The sequence below is a fragment of the Streptococcus sanguinis genome, from assembly GCA_013378335.1.
Classification (GTDB): Bacteria; Bacillota; Bacilli; order Lactobacillales; family Streptococcaceae; genus Streptococcus; species Streptococcus sanguinis_I.
Genome location: CP040556.1, coordinates 1,575,277 through 1,592,066 on the forward strand (window position 1 = coordinate 1,575,277; position 16,790 = coordinate 1,592,066).

Annotated in this window: 11 protein-coding genes and 5 pseudogenes; 3 read left to right on the forward strand and 13 right to left on the reverse strand. The window is 40.1% G+C overall.

Features of this window, described 5'->3' with window-relative positions; translation table 11 throughout:
* Window positions 1-18: 18 nt before the first annotated feature.
* Window positions 19-1,116 (forward strand): annotated as a pseudogene (locus FFV08_08090) (aminopeptidase).
* Window positions 1,117-1,211: 95 nt separating this feature from the next.
* The gene (locus FFV08_08095; GenBank protein ID QLB53290.1) at window positions 1,212-2,468 is read left to right on the forward strand and encodes an ISL3 family transposase; all 1,257 of its coding nucleotides are present in this window, start codon (window positions 1,212-1,214) and stop codon (window positions 2,466-2,468) included.
* Window positions 2,469-2,545: 77 nt separating this feature from the next.
* Here FFV08_08095 and FFV08_08100 read toward each other — a convergent pair whose 3' ends face one another.
* The 6 genes and pseudogenes from FFV08_08100 to FFV08_08125 all read right to left on the reverse strand — a co-directional run bounded on the left by FFV08_08100 (window position 2,546) and on the right by FFV08_08125 (window position 11,998).
* Window positions 2,546-4,195 carry an NUDIX domain-containing protein gene (locus FFV08_08100; protein QLB52564.1) on the reverse strand — a complete coding sequence of 550 codons (1,650 nt, stop codon included), beginning with the start codon at window positions 4,193-4,195 and terminating at the stop codon, window positions 2,546-2,548.
* Between the two features lie 22 nt (window positions 4,196-4,217).
* Window positions 4,218-7,094 (reverse strand): peptide synthetase, encoded by a 2,877-nt coding sequence (locus FFV08_08105; GenBank protein QLB52565.1) that lies wholly within the window; start codon window positions 7,092-7,094, stop codon window positions 4,218-4,220.
* A gap of 225 nt (window positions 7,095-7,319) precedes the next feature.
* On the reverse strand, window positions 7,320-8,501 hold the full coding sequence (locus FFV08_08110) for an MFS transporter (protein QLB52566.1): 1,182 nt from the start codon (window positions 8,499-8,501) through the stop codon (window positions 7,320-7,322).
* Window positions 8,502-8,580: 79 nt separating this feature from the next.
* Window positions 8,581-9,447, reverse strand: coding sequence for a MutR family transcriptional regulator (locus FFV08_08115; protein QLB52567.1), 867 nt, complete (start codon window positions 9,445-9,447; stop codon window positions 8,581-8,583).
* A gap of 4 nt (window positions 9,448-9,451) precedes the next feature.
* Window positions 9,452-9,807: pseudogene (locus FFV08_08120) on the reverse strand (hypothetical protein).
* Window positions 9,808-10,103: 296 nt separating this feature from the next.
* A pseudogene (locus FFV08_08125) lies at window positions 10,104-11,998 on the reverse strand (ABC-F family ATP-binding cassette domain-containing protein).
* Window positions 11,999-12,070: 72 nt separating this feature from the next.
* Here FFV08_08125 and FFV08_08130 point away from each other — a divergent pair.
* Window positions 12,071-12,142: pseudogene (locus tag FFV08_08130) on the forward strand (NUDIX hydrolase).
* Window positions 12,143-12,250: 108 nt separating this feature from the next.
* On the opposite strand, the gene FFV08_08135 reads toward FFV08_08130, so the two are convergent.
* The 7 genes and pseudogenes from FFV08_08135 to FFV08_08165 all read right to left on the reverse strand — a co-directional run bounded on the left by FFV08_08135 (window position 12,251) and on the right by FFV08_08165 (window position 16,789).
* On the reverse strand, window positions 12,251-12,616 hold the full coding sequence (locus FFV08_08135; protein ID QLB52568.1) for a hypothetical protein: 366 nt from the start codon (window positions 12,614-12,616) through the stop codon (window positions 12,251-12,253).
* Between the two features lie 4 nt (window positions 12,617-12,620).
* Window positions 12,621-13,340: a matrixin family metalloprotease gene (locus tag FFV08_08140; protein ID QLB52569.1), complete on the reverse strand. Its 720-nt coding sequence runs from the start codon at window positions 13,338-13,340 to the stop codon at window positions 12,621-12,623.
* A 177-nt stretch (window positions 13,341-13,517) separates the two neighbouring features.
* On the reverse strand, window positions 13,518-14,378 hold the full coding sequence (locus FFV08_08145; protein QLB52570.1) for a DNA/RNA non-specific endonuclease: 861 nt from the start codon (window positions 14,376-14,378) through the stop codon (window positions 13,518-13,520).
* Between the two features lie 58 nt (window positions 14,379-14,436).
* Complete coding sequence (locus FFV08_08150; GenBank protein QLB52571.1) at window positions 14,437-14,619, reverse strand: DNA-directed RNA polymerase subunit beta; 183 nt, start codon at window positions 14,617-14,619, stop codon at window positions 14,437-14,439.
* Window positions 14,612-15,891 (reverse strand): annotated as a pseudogene (murA, locus tag FFV08_08155) (UDP-N-acetylglucosamine 1-carboxyvinyltransferase). Before murA ends, FFV08_08150 begins: the two are co-directional and overlap by 8 nt.
* Before the next feature lie 67 nt (window positions 15,892-15,958).
* Entirely contained in the window at window positions 15,959-16,189 is a 231-nt protein-coding gene (locus tag FFV08_08160) for a DUF1146 domain-containing protein (GenBank protein ID QLB52572.1), read from the reverse strand.
* Window positions 16,190-16,366: 177 nt separating this feature from the next.
* Entirely contained in the window at window positions 16,367-16,789 is a 423-nt protein-coding gene (locus tag FFV08_08165; GenBank protein ID QLB52573.1) for a F0F1 ATP synthase subunit epsilon, read from the reverse strand.
* Window position 16,790: the final 1 nt, after the last annotated feature.

A 16,790-nucleotide genomic window follows, 5' to 3' on the forward strand; every position in this document is an offset into this window, starting at 1 on the left:
CAAGAAAGGAAATGACAAATGGCTCTAACAAATTTTCAAGAAAACCTAGCAAGATACGCCAAGATTTTGGTGGCCAATGGCATCAATGTCCAGCCGGGCCAAACCGTCCTCCTAAATATTGATGTCGAACAGGCTGAATTGGCCCGCTTGATTGTCAAAGAAGCCTATGCCCTGGGCGCCCAGGAAATCATCGTCCAATGGACGGATGAAGCAGTCCAGCACCAGCAGCTCCTGCACACTTGGATAGAGCGTTTGGAAAGTGTGCCAAACTACAAGCTGGCCGAAATGGACTACTTCTTGCAGCAAAAGGTCAGCTATCTCCATATCCTGTCCTCCAATCCTGACGCTCTCAATCCCAGCAGATCGACTGGCAAAATTTGTTCAGGCAACTGCCAAGAGCTCTCAGCATTTGATGGCCGCCGCCCAGTCCAAGAAAATCTGCTGGACGCTGCAGCCGGCCAAGCCTGGGCTGAGAAGGTATTTCCCAAGGCCAAGGATGCGACAGAAGCAAAAGACCTGCTTTGGGATCAGATTTTCAAGGCATGCAAGGTTTACGAGGAAGATCCAACAGCCTCCTGGCTTGCCCACAGGGAGAAATTAACAACCAAAGCCCAACTCCTCAACCAAGCCTAGTTTGCTGCCCTGCATTATCGGGCACCAGGAACGGACCTGACCCTCAGCATGCCTCAGAATCACCGCTGGGATTTTGTCGGAGGCGCGACCGAAAAGGGAGACTACTGCATCGCCAATATGCCGACCGAGGAGATCTATTCGGCACCTGATTTTCGCCGTGTAGACGGCTATGTGACCAGCACCAAGCCCCTCAGCTACATGGGGCAGATGATTGAAGGCATGAAGCTGACCTTTAAAGACGGACAGATCATCGAGATTCATGCAGACAAGGGCCGGCAGTTGCTCAAAGAAGTGATTGCGCAAGATGACGGAGCCCAGTATCTGGGGGAAGTTGCTCTCGTCCCAGACCAAAGCCCCATCTCCCAGTCTGGTCTGACCTTCTTCAACACCCTTTTTGACGAAAATGCCTCCTGCCATCTGGCCACCTGTTGTACCAAGAGAAAAGCTGAGATTTTTGGGCTCTATAATATCTGTAGTTGGTAAATCCGACACAGAGGTTATAGGGCTTTTTGAATGTATACAAAAAGTCCCATACGACCTATAATGAAAAGCGCAAACAACTCATTAGAAAGACTCATATGGAACACATCAAGAATACCACAGAATTGCTGGGAATGAAAGACTTAAATATCAAAATTACCTTCATCTTGCAGCACCAGACCCATCTTGAAATTCGGGCTAGACTGGATTATGCAGCTCCTTCCTGCCCTCACTGCGGCGGTAAGATGATTAAGTACGGTTTTCAGAGGTCCTCTAAAATCCCACTCTTGGATGCACAAGGGTTTCCAACTCTGCTCCGTCTCAAGAAGCGGCGATTTCAGTGTAAATCTTGTCATCGGGTGACCGTAGCTGAGACACCCATCGTAGACAAGAACCACCAGATTTCACACCTGGTCTGGAAGAAGCTCACCCAGCTCTTGACCGAAAATCGAGCCAATACCGATATTGCCAGAACCCTCCACATCTCCGTCTCAACCGTCCAGAGAAAGCTGGCTCAGTTCACTTTCAAAGAGGATTACACCAAACTTCCCGAGGTCATCTCCTGGGATGAATTTTCTAGGAACAAAGGCAAATTAGCCTTCATTGCACAGGATTTCGAGACCAGGAAAATCATCGCCCTCCTCGAAAACAATCGCCAGAATACCATCAAAAATTATTTCTACCGCTACCCGAGAAAGGTCAGAGAACAGGTCAAAGTCGTGACCGTGGACATGTCTGGCACTTACATTCCAATCATCAAGCAACTATTTCCTAAGGCCAGAATTGTGTTGGATAGGTTTCACATCGTCCAACATCTTGGCAAAGCCATGATGACCACTCGAATCGCTATCATGAAGACCTTTGACAAGAAATCTCTGCCTTATCGTGCGCTGAAAAACCACTGGCGACTATTTCAGAGAGAAAGCAGAAAACTGTCTCGTCATCGCTTTTATTCCAAGACCTTTAGGCAGACCCTAAAGCCTAAGGAAATCGTGGACAAGACACTTCAATTCTCAGAAGAACTCCGTTATTACTACGATCTCTACCAGCTCTTGCTCTTCCATTTCCAAGAGAAACGTACTACAGAATTTTTTGAAATCATCGAAGACAACATGAATCTTGTCAATTCGACCTTCAAAAGAGTTTTTGAGAGCTTCCTAAAACTCAAACCTTACATCACAAATGCACTCCAGTTCGACTATTCCAACGCCAAGCTCGAGGCTACCAACAAGCTCATCAAGGATATCAAACGAGCGGCCTTCGGCTTTCGCAATTTTAAGAACTTTAGAACTAAAATCCTCCTCGCTTTGAACATACAAAAAGAGAGAACCAATTTGGTCCTCTCTCGGATTTAAACTTTCTACCAACTACAGTTGACAAAGAGCCGATTTTTGTCTCAGCTTTTTCTATACTATATATTAGGCGCGAAAATTTAATTAGTAAATTCTTTTAACCAAGCAGCTGCGATTTTCTGATTACTATTCTCGCTAAGTACATTTACATGATGCAAATTTATACTTTTATTAAATTGTATAAACTCTTGAATAGTTGCTAAAATAGCGGCATGAATGAGCAAAATATAATTGCCCAGAGCGGAATCTACTGCAAAATTAGTAGGTATACCTTGATTCAAAATATAAAAATAGTTATCATCGCTCTCATATTTCGTAATAGAACTGCTTTCCAATAACTTTTTATATTCTTCACTAAGATAATTTAAATTAAATTCATCATCACTAGATGTCGCTGATACAATATAACTACCGTCTTTTACAGCTCGGAAATCCAATATATCTAAACTTTTTGAACCTGTTGCACAAAATATTAAATCAATATTTGAAAAATCTTTTTCAAGCAATACATCACAACCATCTCTAATAGCTTGAATAGCACGAATGCTATTTTTCTCAATCACTATCGGTTTTATACCAAGCTCACGTAATTTTGTACAGATTCCATAACCTATCCTACCATATCCAATACAAGCAACTTTCATATATTGAATTAATAAGTTTTTTTGATGAAGTATATAGTCTGCTCCAAATACAATATCCGCCCCTACTAGATAATCTTCATTCTTTTTCAATGGATTTCTTGCTACTGAAAAAACTGGATATTTAACATCATTAATTACTTTGTTATATTTTTGAATACCATTCTCTGTGTCCTCAACTATACATACAATAGGAAGATTATTTTTTTGTGAAATATTCGCGAAATAACCACCAATATCTATTAAAATTGTTTTACCACTAATATTGCAAAATTTTTCATCAAAATCATCATTCCGAGAGGCAACCTTTAACTTAATATCAGATTCTTCTAGTTCTTTCCATACTTTTTGATTAATTGAATTTGGCTTTGCACATATTAGCAACCTTGAACCAAATATTTTTTTCAAGGTTTTTATAAAAGGAATACTGCTTGGAATAATATGTTGTATTGCTACACACGAAATATCTGCAAATATATTTTTTGACACAATCTTTGATAAAAATCGTTCTTGAGAGCTTAATTCTAAATTTTCAATTTTTTTAGCAATATTTTTATACCCTGGCATATTTTTGAAGCTCTCCCATTCAACCCACTCATATAAATTAGATTCATTTTTATCTATTGTTACTTCCATTTCATTTTCACTAAAAAATAGATATTGTAAATCATAATGATAATGAGCTTTCTCTCTTTTATGCTTATTTTCAGGGATTTTATGAATAGAGATATTAAATGGTATCATATCATCTAATGGTTCTGCCCTCTTATAATCTAACACTTCAGATGTTAGCCCTGTTTCCTCAAACAACTCCCTTCTTGCAGTCAACAATGGATTTAAATCTTCTTCCTCAATATGTCCTCCAGGTTGAAGATATTTTTTCAACACTTTATGATGTACCATCAGTATTTTATGATTTTTCCTAGAAACTACAAATGCCGATGCTGTAAAATGTCCCACGAAATTTTTTCTGTTAATTAGTTCTTTTTCTTTTTTTTCATTAAGCTGAACTAAAATACTATTCAAGCTATTTCGTTCTTGAAAATTATTTAATTGATATCCTTCAACGATAGTTTGATAAATTCCCATCTACATCCACATCCTTCCTTTTTTACAAAATTTCATTAGAAACTGTTGCAACTATTTTTTCATTATTTCTTTCTATTTCATAGCTATTATTTTTAAATATGCTTGAACAAATTACCGAATAAGTTTTTCCTTTATGGGAAAAAATATTTATGAAATTTTTTTCAAACTTATTAGCCAATATTTGTTTTACCAAGTCATCAATTTTCAAAGCCTCACCAATATAATTTATTGAAAGAGATAAATTGTTAATCCGATTTTTTATCAGTTGTCCTACCGAATCTCCCCTTCGTAAAGCCATCTCACTAAAATCTATACCTTGACCATATAGATTTAATTGGTTTTGGAAATTTAACTTAAAATCTTGATAGTTTTCATTCAATTTAACTTCAAAAGGGATTTTTTTATGTATATCTCCTATCAAACTTTCAGCATCAAAATTTATGAATTGCCTGAAATCATACGATAAACCGCCGGATATACTTAAAATATTATAATCTAATAATATGCACCTACAAAGAGCATAGACTGTATATAAATATACATCATCTTTTGAATCATCCATATTTACTGGCAATTCAAAAATTTGTAATCCCTGTTTTAAAACTGAGAAATTAAGATTATCTTTCACTGCTGGGAGTTTATTTAATACATCTGATGGTAATTCTGTATATAGGAAACTCTTTTTATATTGATCAAACTTATACAGTGAACTTTCTTTAACCGAGCTAATATTATTCTTATGTTCATAAGCTTGATAAATAATATTTTCAAGCATGTTCAGAGATGAGGAATCAATTGAATGATAAGGAAAATAAAAACGTACTATTTTATCATAAGTTGATACAGCAATTATTGGAATGGGGATGCATGTCTTTGAATCTAATATTTCTTGCAATATAAGATTGTTTGGAAATCTATTCAGTATAAAGATATTTGGAATGTATCTTTCTTTTTCTATCAATCTGAATTCTATTCCACTATCAACTTTTTTTATTATCATTCTAAAAATATCAATTTTATCACTCAAAATTTTTAATAAAGATTTTATCCTCAATAATTCTTCACAATCAATACTTTTTAAGCTTATGTCAAAATAAACCGTTCGGAATTGTTTGTTATTGTACAAACGATATTGGGTTGGAGTAGCATCTACTATTCCATCAGCATACTTTAGAAGATACGAATCAGATAAATTATATTCAATATTCACTAAGTCTCTATTATCAGAATTGATATTATTAGTATGCTTATTGTCAGGATTTCCTTTCATTTTATCTTTCACATATTCTATCGTGGTTTCTATACTCTTCAACTTATATATGTCTGATTCTCTCACCTTAATATTAAACGTATCCTCAATTTCTAAATAGAATTTTACCGACTCTAGGGAATCTAAATCCAAAACCTCTACACATCCAAATTGAGATAAAATTTCTAGAATTGACTTTCTAATCACATCTTCGTCTAAAAATCTCTCATTGTAATAATATTTATCTAACATTTTAGTTACATCTAGTTTTCTATTTTGAGTTAAATAGAATTTGTCAACCTTAACTACAATGGGGTTCAGATAGCTAGGTAAATTCTTTAAAATTCTATCTTTTTCTTCATTTTGTGCCACATAAAAAATATATATTTTTTTCTTATAAAATACAACTCTGGAAGAATCTACAGAAGTTACTTTATCAACAAGAGACTTTATTTCATCCAGTTCTACTCTTATTCCATTCACCTGTACTTGATTATCTATACGAGAACTAAAAACTAAATTTTCACCTTGAAAATACACATAATCCCCTGTATGATAATATCTTTCGCCGTTTATTTTTGTGAATTTCTTTGAATTCAAATCAGGCTGTAATAAATAACCGTCCGTTACTCCCTGACCACCAATCCATAATTCACCTTGTTGATTTTTTAAATCACTTCTATTTGGTACTACTCTTATCGTTGCACCTGGGATAGGTTTCCCAATTGGAACAACATTATATTGCTTATTTTTTAATTCATAATAAGTAGTGTATATTGTTGTTTCTGATGGCCCATAAAAATTAAATACCCTACATCCCTTAGAAATAGTAGGTCTTAATTTATTAGCTAATGTACCAGGAAACACTTCTCCGGCTAAACAGAGGACTTGAAGATTATCAAAAATAGTTGATTCATTAGTATCAATAATTGTCTCTGCAAACGACGGGGACAATGATAAATGAGAAATTTTCTCATCATTTAAAATTTTCGAGATATTAATAATACTGTTAATATCAGCTTCAAAACAAACCAATGTCCCACCAGTAAATACTGGAGCTAAAATTTCCGTTAACGAGACATCAAAAGTATAGGGAGTTGTGAATAAAAATTTTGATTCTGATGTAAAATCTACAATATTATAAAATTCATTCAATAGCCAACTAATATTGTCTTCGGTTAAAAACACTTTTTTAGGTGTACCAGTTGTACCAGAGGTACATATGATATATGATATCTTATTTTCTAAATTAATAGTAAAATTATCATCATCAATATACTCATCATCATTTTCTGGCAATATAAGAAAATCTACATCTTTCAAATAATAATCTTGATTTTTATCAGATATTACAGTATCAAAATCTACATCCATAATACGATCCAATGATTTATTGATAGATAAACTGTTTGTTATTGGAAGAGGAATTTTACCTGCTTTGATTATTCCTAAAACAATTGGCAAAACATATATAACTTCTTCTATATAAAATGGTACAATCTCTTTATCAGTTAAATTCAACAAACTCTTTGCTAAATAATTTGATAAAAGATTAATATCTTTAAAAGTGAAACGACGACTCTTAGAAATTAGTACATCCTTTAACGGATTTTTTTTAAAATTATCATTAAACATTTTTAAAATAGACATACAGCACTCCTTTAAAAATTAGCTAAAAATACAACTCACAAACATTGCTGCTGATTGTAGGAAGTTCATTTATTTTCACAGACATTAATTTTAATCTACAATTCTGTATTATCTCATTAAATATTTTCCTATCAAGTCAGCGAAATCATTAAAATAAGAAATTGTCTTTTCTCTTAGCTGAAACCTTTTAGTTTCAGACTAATGTACTTGTTCTAAAACCAACCGTTATCTTTCTATTCGCTGAAACAAGGTGAAAAATAAGAGCGAAATAATCACAATACCTAAACCAATCAAAAGAAATGAAGAAAAATTAATACTAGGAAATAAAGTCATGAAGAAGGTAGCAATAGGCATAAGAAGAATAGATAATGTATAAATTGTAGAAAAAACTCGTCCCAAATATTGTTGAGCGACTTTAGTCTGAACCTGACTAAAAAAATGAATATTAAATATTGTCATAAAAAGCTCACAAATAAAATTACCGAAGTATGCTATCCAATTAGGTAGAGGTAAAAAAAATTGGTTACCTATCACTGCTACCCCAAAACCCGTTAACAATAGGGAGAAAAGCAAACGATCTGTACTAGCAGTCACTCTAGTAGCTATTATAGCACCAACAATGGAGCCTATAGCTCCCAAGCTAAGAATTGTAGCATATGCACCATTTTGTCCAAATAGCTTATCAGTAAAAGGTAATAGATAATTAAGAGCCGCAAAGAAAAAATTAACAGTCGAGGCTAATAGTAATAGAAAAAAAATCTCTTTCTGCTTACGAATATAAACAAAACCATCCACTATATCATGTAAGACTGTCCTCATAGTTAGTCTTTCTTTCTGAACAGTCGATGGTTCATGATTCGGCAGAAAATAAACTACAATAAATGACAGAAAAAAACTGAGAGCATCTAACATTAGTGTTACTCTTAAATTAGTAAAACGCATTACAATAAAGGATAGCACAGGCGCTGAAACACTGATAACCTGCAGTATTAACTCCAGATAGGAATTATAGGCTACGATGTCTTTCTTATCCACTATTTCTGTGATGTAGGATTTATTCGCAGGTCTTGAAAAAGCAAAAGCTACTGCTTGAATGACATTTACAACAATCAATGCCCCTACCATCCATTGATCATTTGAAATAAAGGAAGTTCCCAAACAAAAAACTGTACAAATAAGATCTGTTGCCATCAGGACTTTCCTACGCGAAAAGCGATCAACAATAGCCCCTCCAATAGGGTTAAATACAATAGAAGTTACTAAGTCTGATATCTGATAAATCCCTAAAATAGTCTGCCCAATAGTGCTAAGCGAAGCTATCCAAATACTGTTACCATAATCATAAAGCATATTACCGATTTTATTGATTGCTGCGCGCACAATAAGTCCAATAGCAAATTTATTCATGTTAAATCCCTTTTATTTAAAAGATTTAATTATTTTAGCATAATTCCTCTAAAAATGTTTTTTTTCCCGTATAAGGGATTCAAGTTCTTCTTACAAATTTATTAAAATGCTCCTTATAGTATTCTACTTGTTGAGCTGCTCCAACAACTTCAAAAACCTGAATAGCATCACACATTTTGTTTATACCTACTTGTTTATCCCCTTCTATATAAAGTTTAAATCCCTTTATGTATACGAAAATAGTCTTTTCATAAATAGCCGTTGGATCTTCCAAAAATATTTTAACTTGATCCTCAAAATAAGTAGCCTTATTCAAATCACCGTGTTCCAAACAATGTAACCAAAAATTGAGTAGTAAAAGCCTCACTAAATTTCTTTGTCTACCAATTTGCATGAAAAGACATTTATTTTTCAACACTTCTTTTGCCATACGATAGACATAGTCAACTTCATAAAAAGTGTAAAGATTACCAAAAAGAATCAGCTCATACATGGTCCAGTCCTCTACCTGAAAAAGATAATCAGCCACCTTGTCCAAATCTGCCTGCTCCATGCTAAAACGGCTATCCCGCTGGCAGATCAACCCCTGCAGCAGGATCCAATTCAGCTCATAATAAAGCGGACTGCTGTCCTCTTTGGCCTTTTCCAACTGCTTTGCCTGCAGTTTTTGAAATCCCTCAATATCCTTTGAATAATAGAGGGGAATAATCTGGCTCATCATGGCTATATGATCGTTCAACTGGAAATTCCGAGCCTTATCCATAAAATTTTCAAAGGTCACGTGAATATTATCCAGCAGGTCCAAAAATTTTGATAAGGTCATATCCGACTCGCCCAGCTCAAAACGCGATAGCTGAGAGGTCGAACAAACCTCTCCTGCCGCTTCCTTTAGGGAGTAGTGGCCATTCAGCCGAAAATCCCGAAAAACAGGTCCTAAATTGTCCATATGCTCACCACTTAAACTCTTTCAGTTGTTTTTCTAGCTCCTGCAAATAAGCCTCATCAAAGCCGTGACGTTCCTTGACCGGTTCATCCAAGCGGGCCAGATAGAGCAGGAAATGATCGACCAACATCTCATATTGAGGAAAGGGCAGCCGTTTCATCTGGTCCTGGACAAAGTCAATGGCCTCCGCAAAGCGCTCGCTTTCCAGCAATTCCTGAAAATAGCGGACGCCATCGACCTGCCGGCCCTCCTCGTCCTCAAACTGGCCCAGGTCCAAGTCCTGAACCTGCAGATGCAGGGCCGAACCAATCATATTGGCCGCTCCTTTGATCTGCCGCATAACCAATCGTTTTCTGATGACATGGGCAACTCCTTCTACTAAGCTGGTGAACAGACAGCTAACTTTTCAAATATTTCAGCTCAAACTTGGCTGTTTTGCCTGAATGTTCGGGAATGATTTTCTGATAAGAAGATTCAAGCCTGAAACTTCTCGGCAGAAAAAATAAAGTTCGGCTTTCACTCTTGAAAGAGCTCGTCCGAAAATCGGACAAGGCAATTCAGCTCTGAAAGAGATTTTCCGAAAATCGGACGGGTTGTTTTGGCTTTGAAAGGAATGTTTCCGTATGTAAGACGAAATCTTTTGAGCTGAGGGCAGTATCCTACACCTTCTCCGCCAGTTCTTCCCATTCTAGCATGGCTTTTTCTTGGACAGCGGTCAGCTGGTCGATTTGCTGCTGGCTCTCCATGAGTGCGCCAGCGTCATTGGTTGCCTGCATGGCTTCCTGAAGCTGACTAATCTGGCTATCCAAGTCCTCAATTTGCGCTTCCAGTTGTTCTAGGCGACGGGCAAGTCGGCGCTGTTCTTTCTGGTTTCCTTTTGAAGCTGATAGTCATTGGCAGGTGCTGGCTTGTCAGGACTGGCCTGCTCCGTCTCCTCTCGCAAGGCTTCCTGCTCTGCCTTTTTCTCTAGATAGTAGTCATAATCACCCAGATACAGGGTGGAGCCTGTCTCAGATAGCTCGATGATCTGGGTGGCCACGCGATTGATAAAGTAACGGTCATGGCTGACAAAGAGCAGAGTGCCGTCAAAGTCAATCAGGGCATTTTCCAGGACTTCCTTGCTGTCAATATCCAGGTGGTTGGTCGGCTCGTCTAGGATGAGGAAGTTGTTGTTTTCCATAGACAGCTTGGCTAGAAGCAGCCGCGCCCGCTCTCCTCCCGACAGCATGCCAACAGACTTCTTGACATCGTCTCCCGAGAAGAGGAAAGCGCCTAAGCGATTGCGAATTTCGACCTCTGGCGTCATCTTGAAGTCATTCCATAGCTCGTCAAGTACTGTATTGCTGGCAGTCAGTTTGCTCTGGGTCTGGTCATAGTAGCCCACTTCCACGTTAGCTCCCAGCTGCTCCTTGCCTCTGATGAAGGGCACTTGCCCGATTAGTGATTTAATCAAGGTCGTCTTTCCAATCCCATTTGGTCCGACAATAGCTACCGCATTAAACTTGCGAATATCTAGGTTAATCGGCTCCGACAGGACTTCCTGTCCGAAGCCAATAGCTGCATCTTCCAAGGTCAGCACAACATTGCCTGAAACCTTATCGGCTTTGAAGGTCATATTAGCCGATCGACTGCCGGTCTCTGGTCTGTCCAAACGCGCCATCTTTTCCAGCTGCTTTCGGCGAGACTGAGCCCGCTTGGTAGTGGAGGCCCGAACTAGATTACGATTGACAAAGTCCTCCAGCGCAGCAATTTCTTTCTGCTGCTTTTCATAGTTCTTGGCTTCAGTGGCCAGCTTCTGCTCCTTTTGGACCACAAAGCTTGTGTAATTGCCCACATAGCGGTCCAAGGAATGCTTGGTCAAATCCAGCGTGATGGTCGCAACCTTGTCTAGGAAATAGCGGTCGTGGCTGACGATAATCAGGGCACCGCTGTAGTTAATCAAGTAAGTCTCCAGCCAGGCAATGGTCTCGATATCCAAATGGTTGGTCGGCTCATCCAGGACCAGCAATTCTGGCTTTTCCAAAAGCATCCTAGCCAAAGCAAGACGAGTATTCTGCCCGCCTGAAAGCTCAGAAATCTTCATCTGCCACATGGACTGGTCAAACTTGAAACCATTCAAAATCGCTCGAATATCGGCCTCGTAGGTAAAACCACCCTTCTGGCGAAAGTTCTCTGACAGCTGATCGTACTGAGTCATGATAGCCGTCAGGTCTTCCCCAGACAATTCTCCCATTTGCAGCTCCATCTGTCGCAAGCGCTTCTCTTGCTGACGCAGACTATCAAAGACCTGCAGCATCTCGTCGTAGATAGTATTCTCCGACTCAAAGCGGCTGTCCTGTGCCAGATAGGACAGGGAAAGATCTCGTTTTTTATTGATCTGACCAGAAGTAGACTCTTCCTCGCCCACCAAAATCTTGAGCAGGGTTGATTTCCCAGCTCCATTTTTACCGACGAGAGCAATCCGGTCTCCCTCATTCACTTGCAGGTTAATATTGTCAAAAAGAAGCTCCCCTGCAAAAGAGCGCTCGATCTTGCTTGCTTGTAAAATAATCATAAGACCATTATAGCAGATTTCCAGAAGCACAGCTATCAGAATTCAAGAGAAAGCGAACTCAGCTCCCCAAAAGAAAAAGAGAGTGGGACAGAAATCGGTAATTCGTTAGAATTCGATTTCGTCGTCCCACCTCCGCACAGTTGAGTAGGGCTGTAAAAGCTGATGAAATCAGCGTAGTAGAGCCCACTCAACCACTGCGTCTTGCTCGACAATCCAAAGACAATTGAGAGGCTAGGACTTTTGTCCCAGCCTCTACATAAAACTATTGAGAATAGATTGATTCTGCAAAATCAGATAAATTCCCAGCAGAATCAGAACCGCAAAGACAACAAATTTAATCATTCCCTTAATCAGACGAATAACCAGAAGGATAATCATAGACCCGACTAGCCACATAAAGGCGGAATTGTGAAAAAATCCCTGAACTGCTTCAATATTCTGGCCGAAAAAGACCTGAATGGGCGCCGGAACATGATTTTCCCAAGCCGCTGTCACTCCTAGCTGGTTGGCAATCTCATTGCCGCTTTTCCATAGCCAGACAAAGATTCCTGAGTTAAAAACAAAGAGAAAAACTTGCTCTGGAAAGTGTCGAATCAAGTAAAAAATAGATTTTAACATAGGCTTACGATTGATACAAGTCTTTTACAGCCTGGATATCTGTCGGCTGGATACTGTAAAATGAGCCTGCTGACTGCATCACTGATTCCTCCTCATTATGGTCTAATCCGATAGCATGGCCCAATTCGTGCGCTGCTGTATTGACAATCCGCTCATGAGAATAGGCATAGCGACTGTCCAGCAGGTAGTAACTATTAAGGCGAACCGTGACATGGGTAAACCGCTTGGTTAGGAGATTGGTCTGCGACTCAGCTTCACCAGCTGCACTGATGTTGCCATCGTTCATCTCCGTCGCAACAATGTCCGCCTTGTCTTTATCATTGATGATTTGAAAGGTGAAGGCACCTGTTTGATTCCAAGAATCAATGGCCTCCCTATAGGCTGAACGGAAGGTTTCATTATTTGTATCGATATAAATCGTGGCGCTTGGCTGATCCCAACGAGCCCCTGTTGTTGCATGCTCATCTGTCAGCTGATCTGTTTGCGTCTCCTCACTGCTGTGAAGCCCCGTGGAAATGCCTTGGTGATTTAAAAATTGATCCACTCTGCCAACAGCAGTCTGAACAGCCTGCGTCAGTCCCTCTGTACCCGGTTCTGTCGAAGTGGTAAAATAGAAAATTCCGACAATAACCATAAAGCTCAGGACAAAGGACCAGGCAAGTCCCCAAACCACGCGCCAAATCAGACGCATGAGGAACCGGATGCTTTTAAAAATAAGTCCCATCGCAACCTCCTTTACTAGATTGTAAGAGAACGTTGATTTTACCACCGCTTTCTTAAAGAAGACTGAAAAGTCCGTCTTCTTCTTATCTATTAGTATAAAAGAAAATGACTACAAATCTGCAACCATTTCTTTTCATACTATTGAATACTCTTTGCAAATCCATTTTTGAGTATAAAATTAAGAACCCGTGTCCAGACTGACCCTGCCACTATTATAGTCCAGGCGAATCCCTTTTTGCACATTCGGGATAAAGACATTAAATTCCAGACTGCCATCGCTGGACTTGGCCTCTAAATGTGACCCAACCGGCACTAAATCTGTCTCCGTGGCATAAATCAAGGTTACCCGGTAGCGCACCCGCTTGTTCTTATCCAAAGCCTTCCGGATCTTTGTCTCATAGTAATTCTGCCCTGTCGAATCCGTTTCATTGGCTTGGTTGGACCAAGCCGTCTGCACGGCGATATTGGCAGGATTGCTGGTAGAGGCATCAAAGCCCTTCAAACCACCGATCAGCGAATAGGCCAAGAGATGTCCTCGGTCCACAGCATGATTGTACTCACCAGGGAGGTTCTTGAGTTGATGCCAGCCTGCCGGTACCCATGAGGTGTTGGCATTTCCAGTTTCTTCCCGTTTTTTGTACTGGCGGGTAGACTTGGATAAAAAGGCATTCGCCACTGTCGGAAGGGTTTGCCCTTGTACAAGCTTGGTCTTATTGTCAGCATAGGGTTTACTAGAAATCCCCGCATCCAAGTCCGTCTTATTCCCATTCACGATAAAGGCACCAGCTCCGTTCCATTCAATGCTGCCTTTGAGCTGAGCTCGGACAGCATCCGTCAGAACGCTCTCAGCCAGTTCCCGACTAGGAGTGCCCTGATCTTGGACTTGCCCAACCCTGATTTCTGAATTTGGACTCTGAAGTGGCTGCTGACCATCCTGTCCCCAGAAATAGCCAGCCAGAGCTAAAATCAAGGCCAGAGTCAGCCCAGCCCAGCCTTGCAGCCTCTTAGAATTCCTTTTCTGACTAGTCTTTCTTTTCATCTTCTTTCTTTCAACTTAGCAAACTGGATTCATTTCAGCCAGTCTTTTCAACTAGGAGCTAGTTTCCAGTAAACTTCCCGATTAATTCTTGCCAGGTTTCTGGTGACCAGATAGAGCCCTTACCGTTTCCGATAACATTATAACCAATCATCAAAGCCACGAAAAAGAGAATCACAGCTACCAAAAGAACCAGTAAAACAAGGCCAATCTGCCGGCCTAAATATTTAAGATTTTCACTCATCGTCTTCTTCCTTTACACGCTTCACTTTGGCTCCCAAGGCTGCCAATTTCTCATGGAATTTATAGTAGCCTCGGTCTAAGTGTACCAGCTTGCTGACCTTAGTCTCGCCTTCAGCAATCAAGCCCATCAAAATCAAAGTCGCACTGGCCCGAAGGTCTGTTGACATGACTTCAGCTCCCTGAAGACTGCCACCACCCCAGATGCGAGCTGTGTCACGCATGATATCAGAGTGCAGCCCCATCCGACGCATTTCCTCCAGATGCTGGAAGCGATTCTCAAAGACAGTCTCAATCATCGTAGACTCGCCCTTGGCCATAGCCATCAGCGCCGTAAACTGAGCCTGCATGTCGGTAGGGAAGCCCGGATAAGGAAGAGTCTTGACCGAAACGGGTCTCAGCTTCGAAACATCGGAACGAATCCGAATCCCTTCATCTTCCTCTGTCACTTCCACTCCCATTTCCTGCATTTTGGAAAGCAGGGGACGGTTGTGCTCCCAAATGGCATCCTCAATCAGCAAATCACCGCTGGTCATAGCTGCAGCAACCATAAAAGTTCCTGCTTCGATACGATCTTGAACCACATTATGCTTGGCCCCGCGCAGCTGATCCACTCCAACAATGGTCAAAGTTTCGGTACCTGCCCCTCTGACCTTGGCTCCCATTTTATTTAAAAAGAGAGCTAGGTCAACAATTTCAGGCTCCCGAGCAGCATTTTCAATCACTGTTGTGCCTTGAGCCAGCGTTGCAGCCATCATGATGTTTTGCGTTGCTCCCACACTGGGAAAGTCCATGTAAATGTAGGCCCCTTGAGCCGATCTGCCTTCGCTTCGATATAACCCGCTGTCTGGGTAATCTGAGCTCCCATGGCTTCTAAGCCCTTCAAGTGCAAGTCAATAGGCCGACTGCCGATCGTACAGCCGCCTGGCATGGAAACCTTAGCATGACCATTACGAGCCAGAACTGGCCCCAAAACAACGATAGACGCCCGCATTTTGCTGACGTATTTATATGGCGCCTCCTCTGACAGAGGTTGAGTGGCGTCCACAACAACTGTATTTTCTTCCTGATTAAAATCCACCTGAGTGTTTAAACCGCGGACCACATTGTTCATGGTAAAGACATCAGACAAGACCGGAACATTTTTCAAAACAGACTGGCCCTCGCTGGCCAATACTGTCGCTGCTAAAAGAGGCAGCACCGCATTTTTTGCTCCTTCAATCTTGACCTTTCCGACCAAGCGATTATCTCCACCTTGAATAATAATTTTTTCCATACCGATTCCTTACTCTAAATTTTTAAAATCATCCATACTATCATACCATAAAATCAAAAATATGACCTTATAAAGTACCGTTAAAAATCGCCCGGCTCATATCGTAAATACCAATGAAGAAAAGGCTGACTAAATAGCCCAAGGCAATGCTAAACAAGAGAATCAAAAAGCGAATCTTCATCGCATTATCGGCATTAACCTTGAAAAATCTCTCCCACTCAACAACCGTTGACAGCAGATGAAAAGCAAAGAAAATAAAGAGCAAATGACTGCATAATTTAAAAATAACTTCTACCATAACTTTTATTATACCACAAGACTCCAGTCAGAGACGAACTAAACAGTCCTGCCCTCTTTCTTTGGAAAAGAAAACTGAGACATTCCTGCCTCAGTTTTGCGTATTCAGTTTGTATTCATGAAACCAAGTCTCGTCAGATGAAAGATGACTTCCATCAATCCAGGCAAGAATAGCTTCTTAGATTCTTGTTCCAACATTGATTCGGTTGATTGCCCGCTGCAGGGCAATCTTAGCCCGGCGTTCTTGGTCAATCAAGTGCTTATCATGGGCTTCTTCGATTTCTTGCTCAGCCCGACGCTTAGCCCGCTCAGCCCGACTAATGTCGATATCACGCGCACGCTCAGCTGAGTCCGCCACAATGGTAATGACATTGTCTGCAATTTCAATGATTCCGCCGTTGACCGCAATCCAGTCGATATGCTTGTCATCATCAACCCGGCGCACCTTAACCTGATCCACTTCTAAAACAGCGATGGTATTGATATGGCGGGGCAGAATCCCCAGCTCACCATCAATGGTCTTTACGGAAACAAATGCAGCATGGTGATCATAAATAAGACCATCCGGTGTCACGATTTGTACTGTCATTTGAGCCATCATT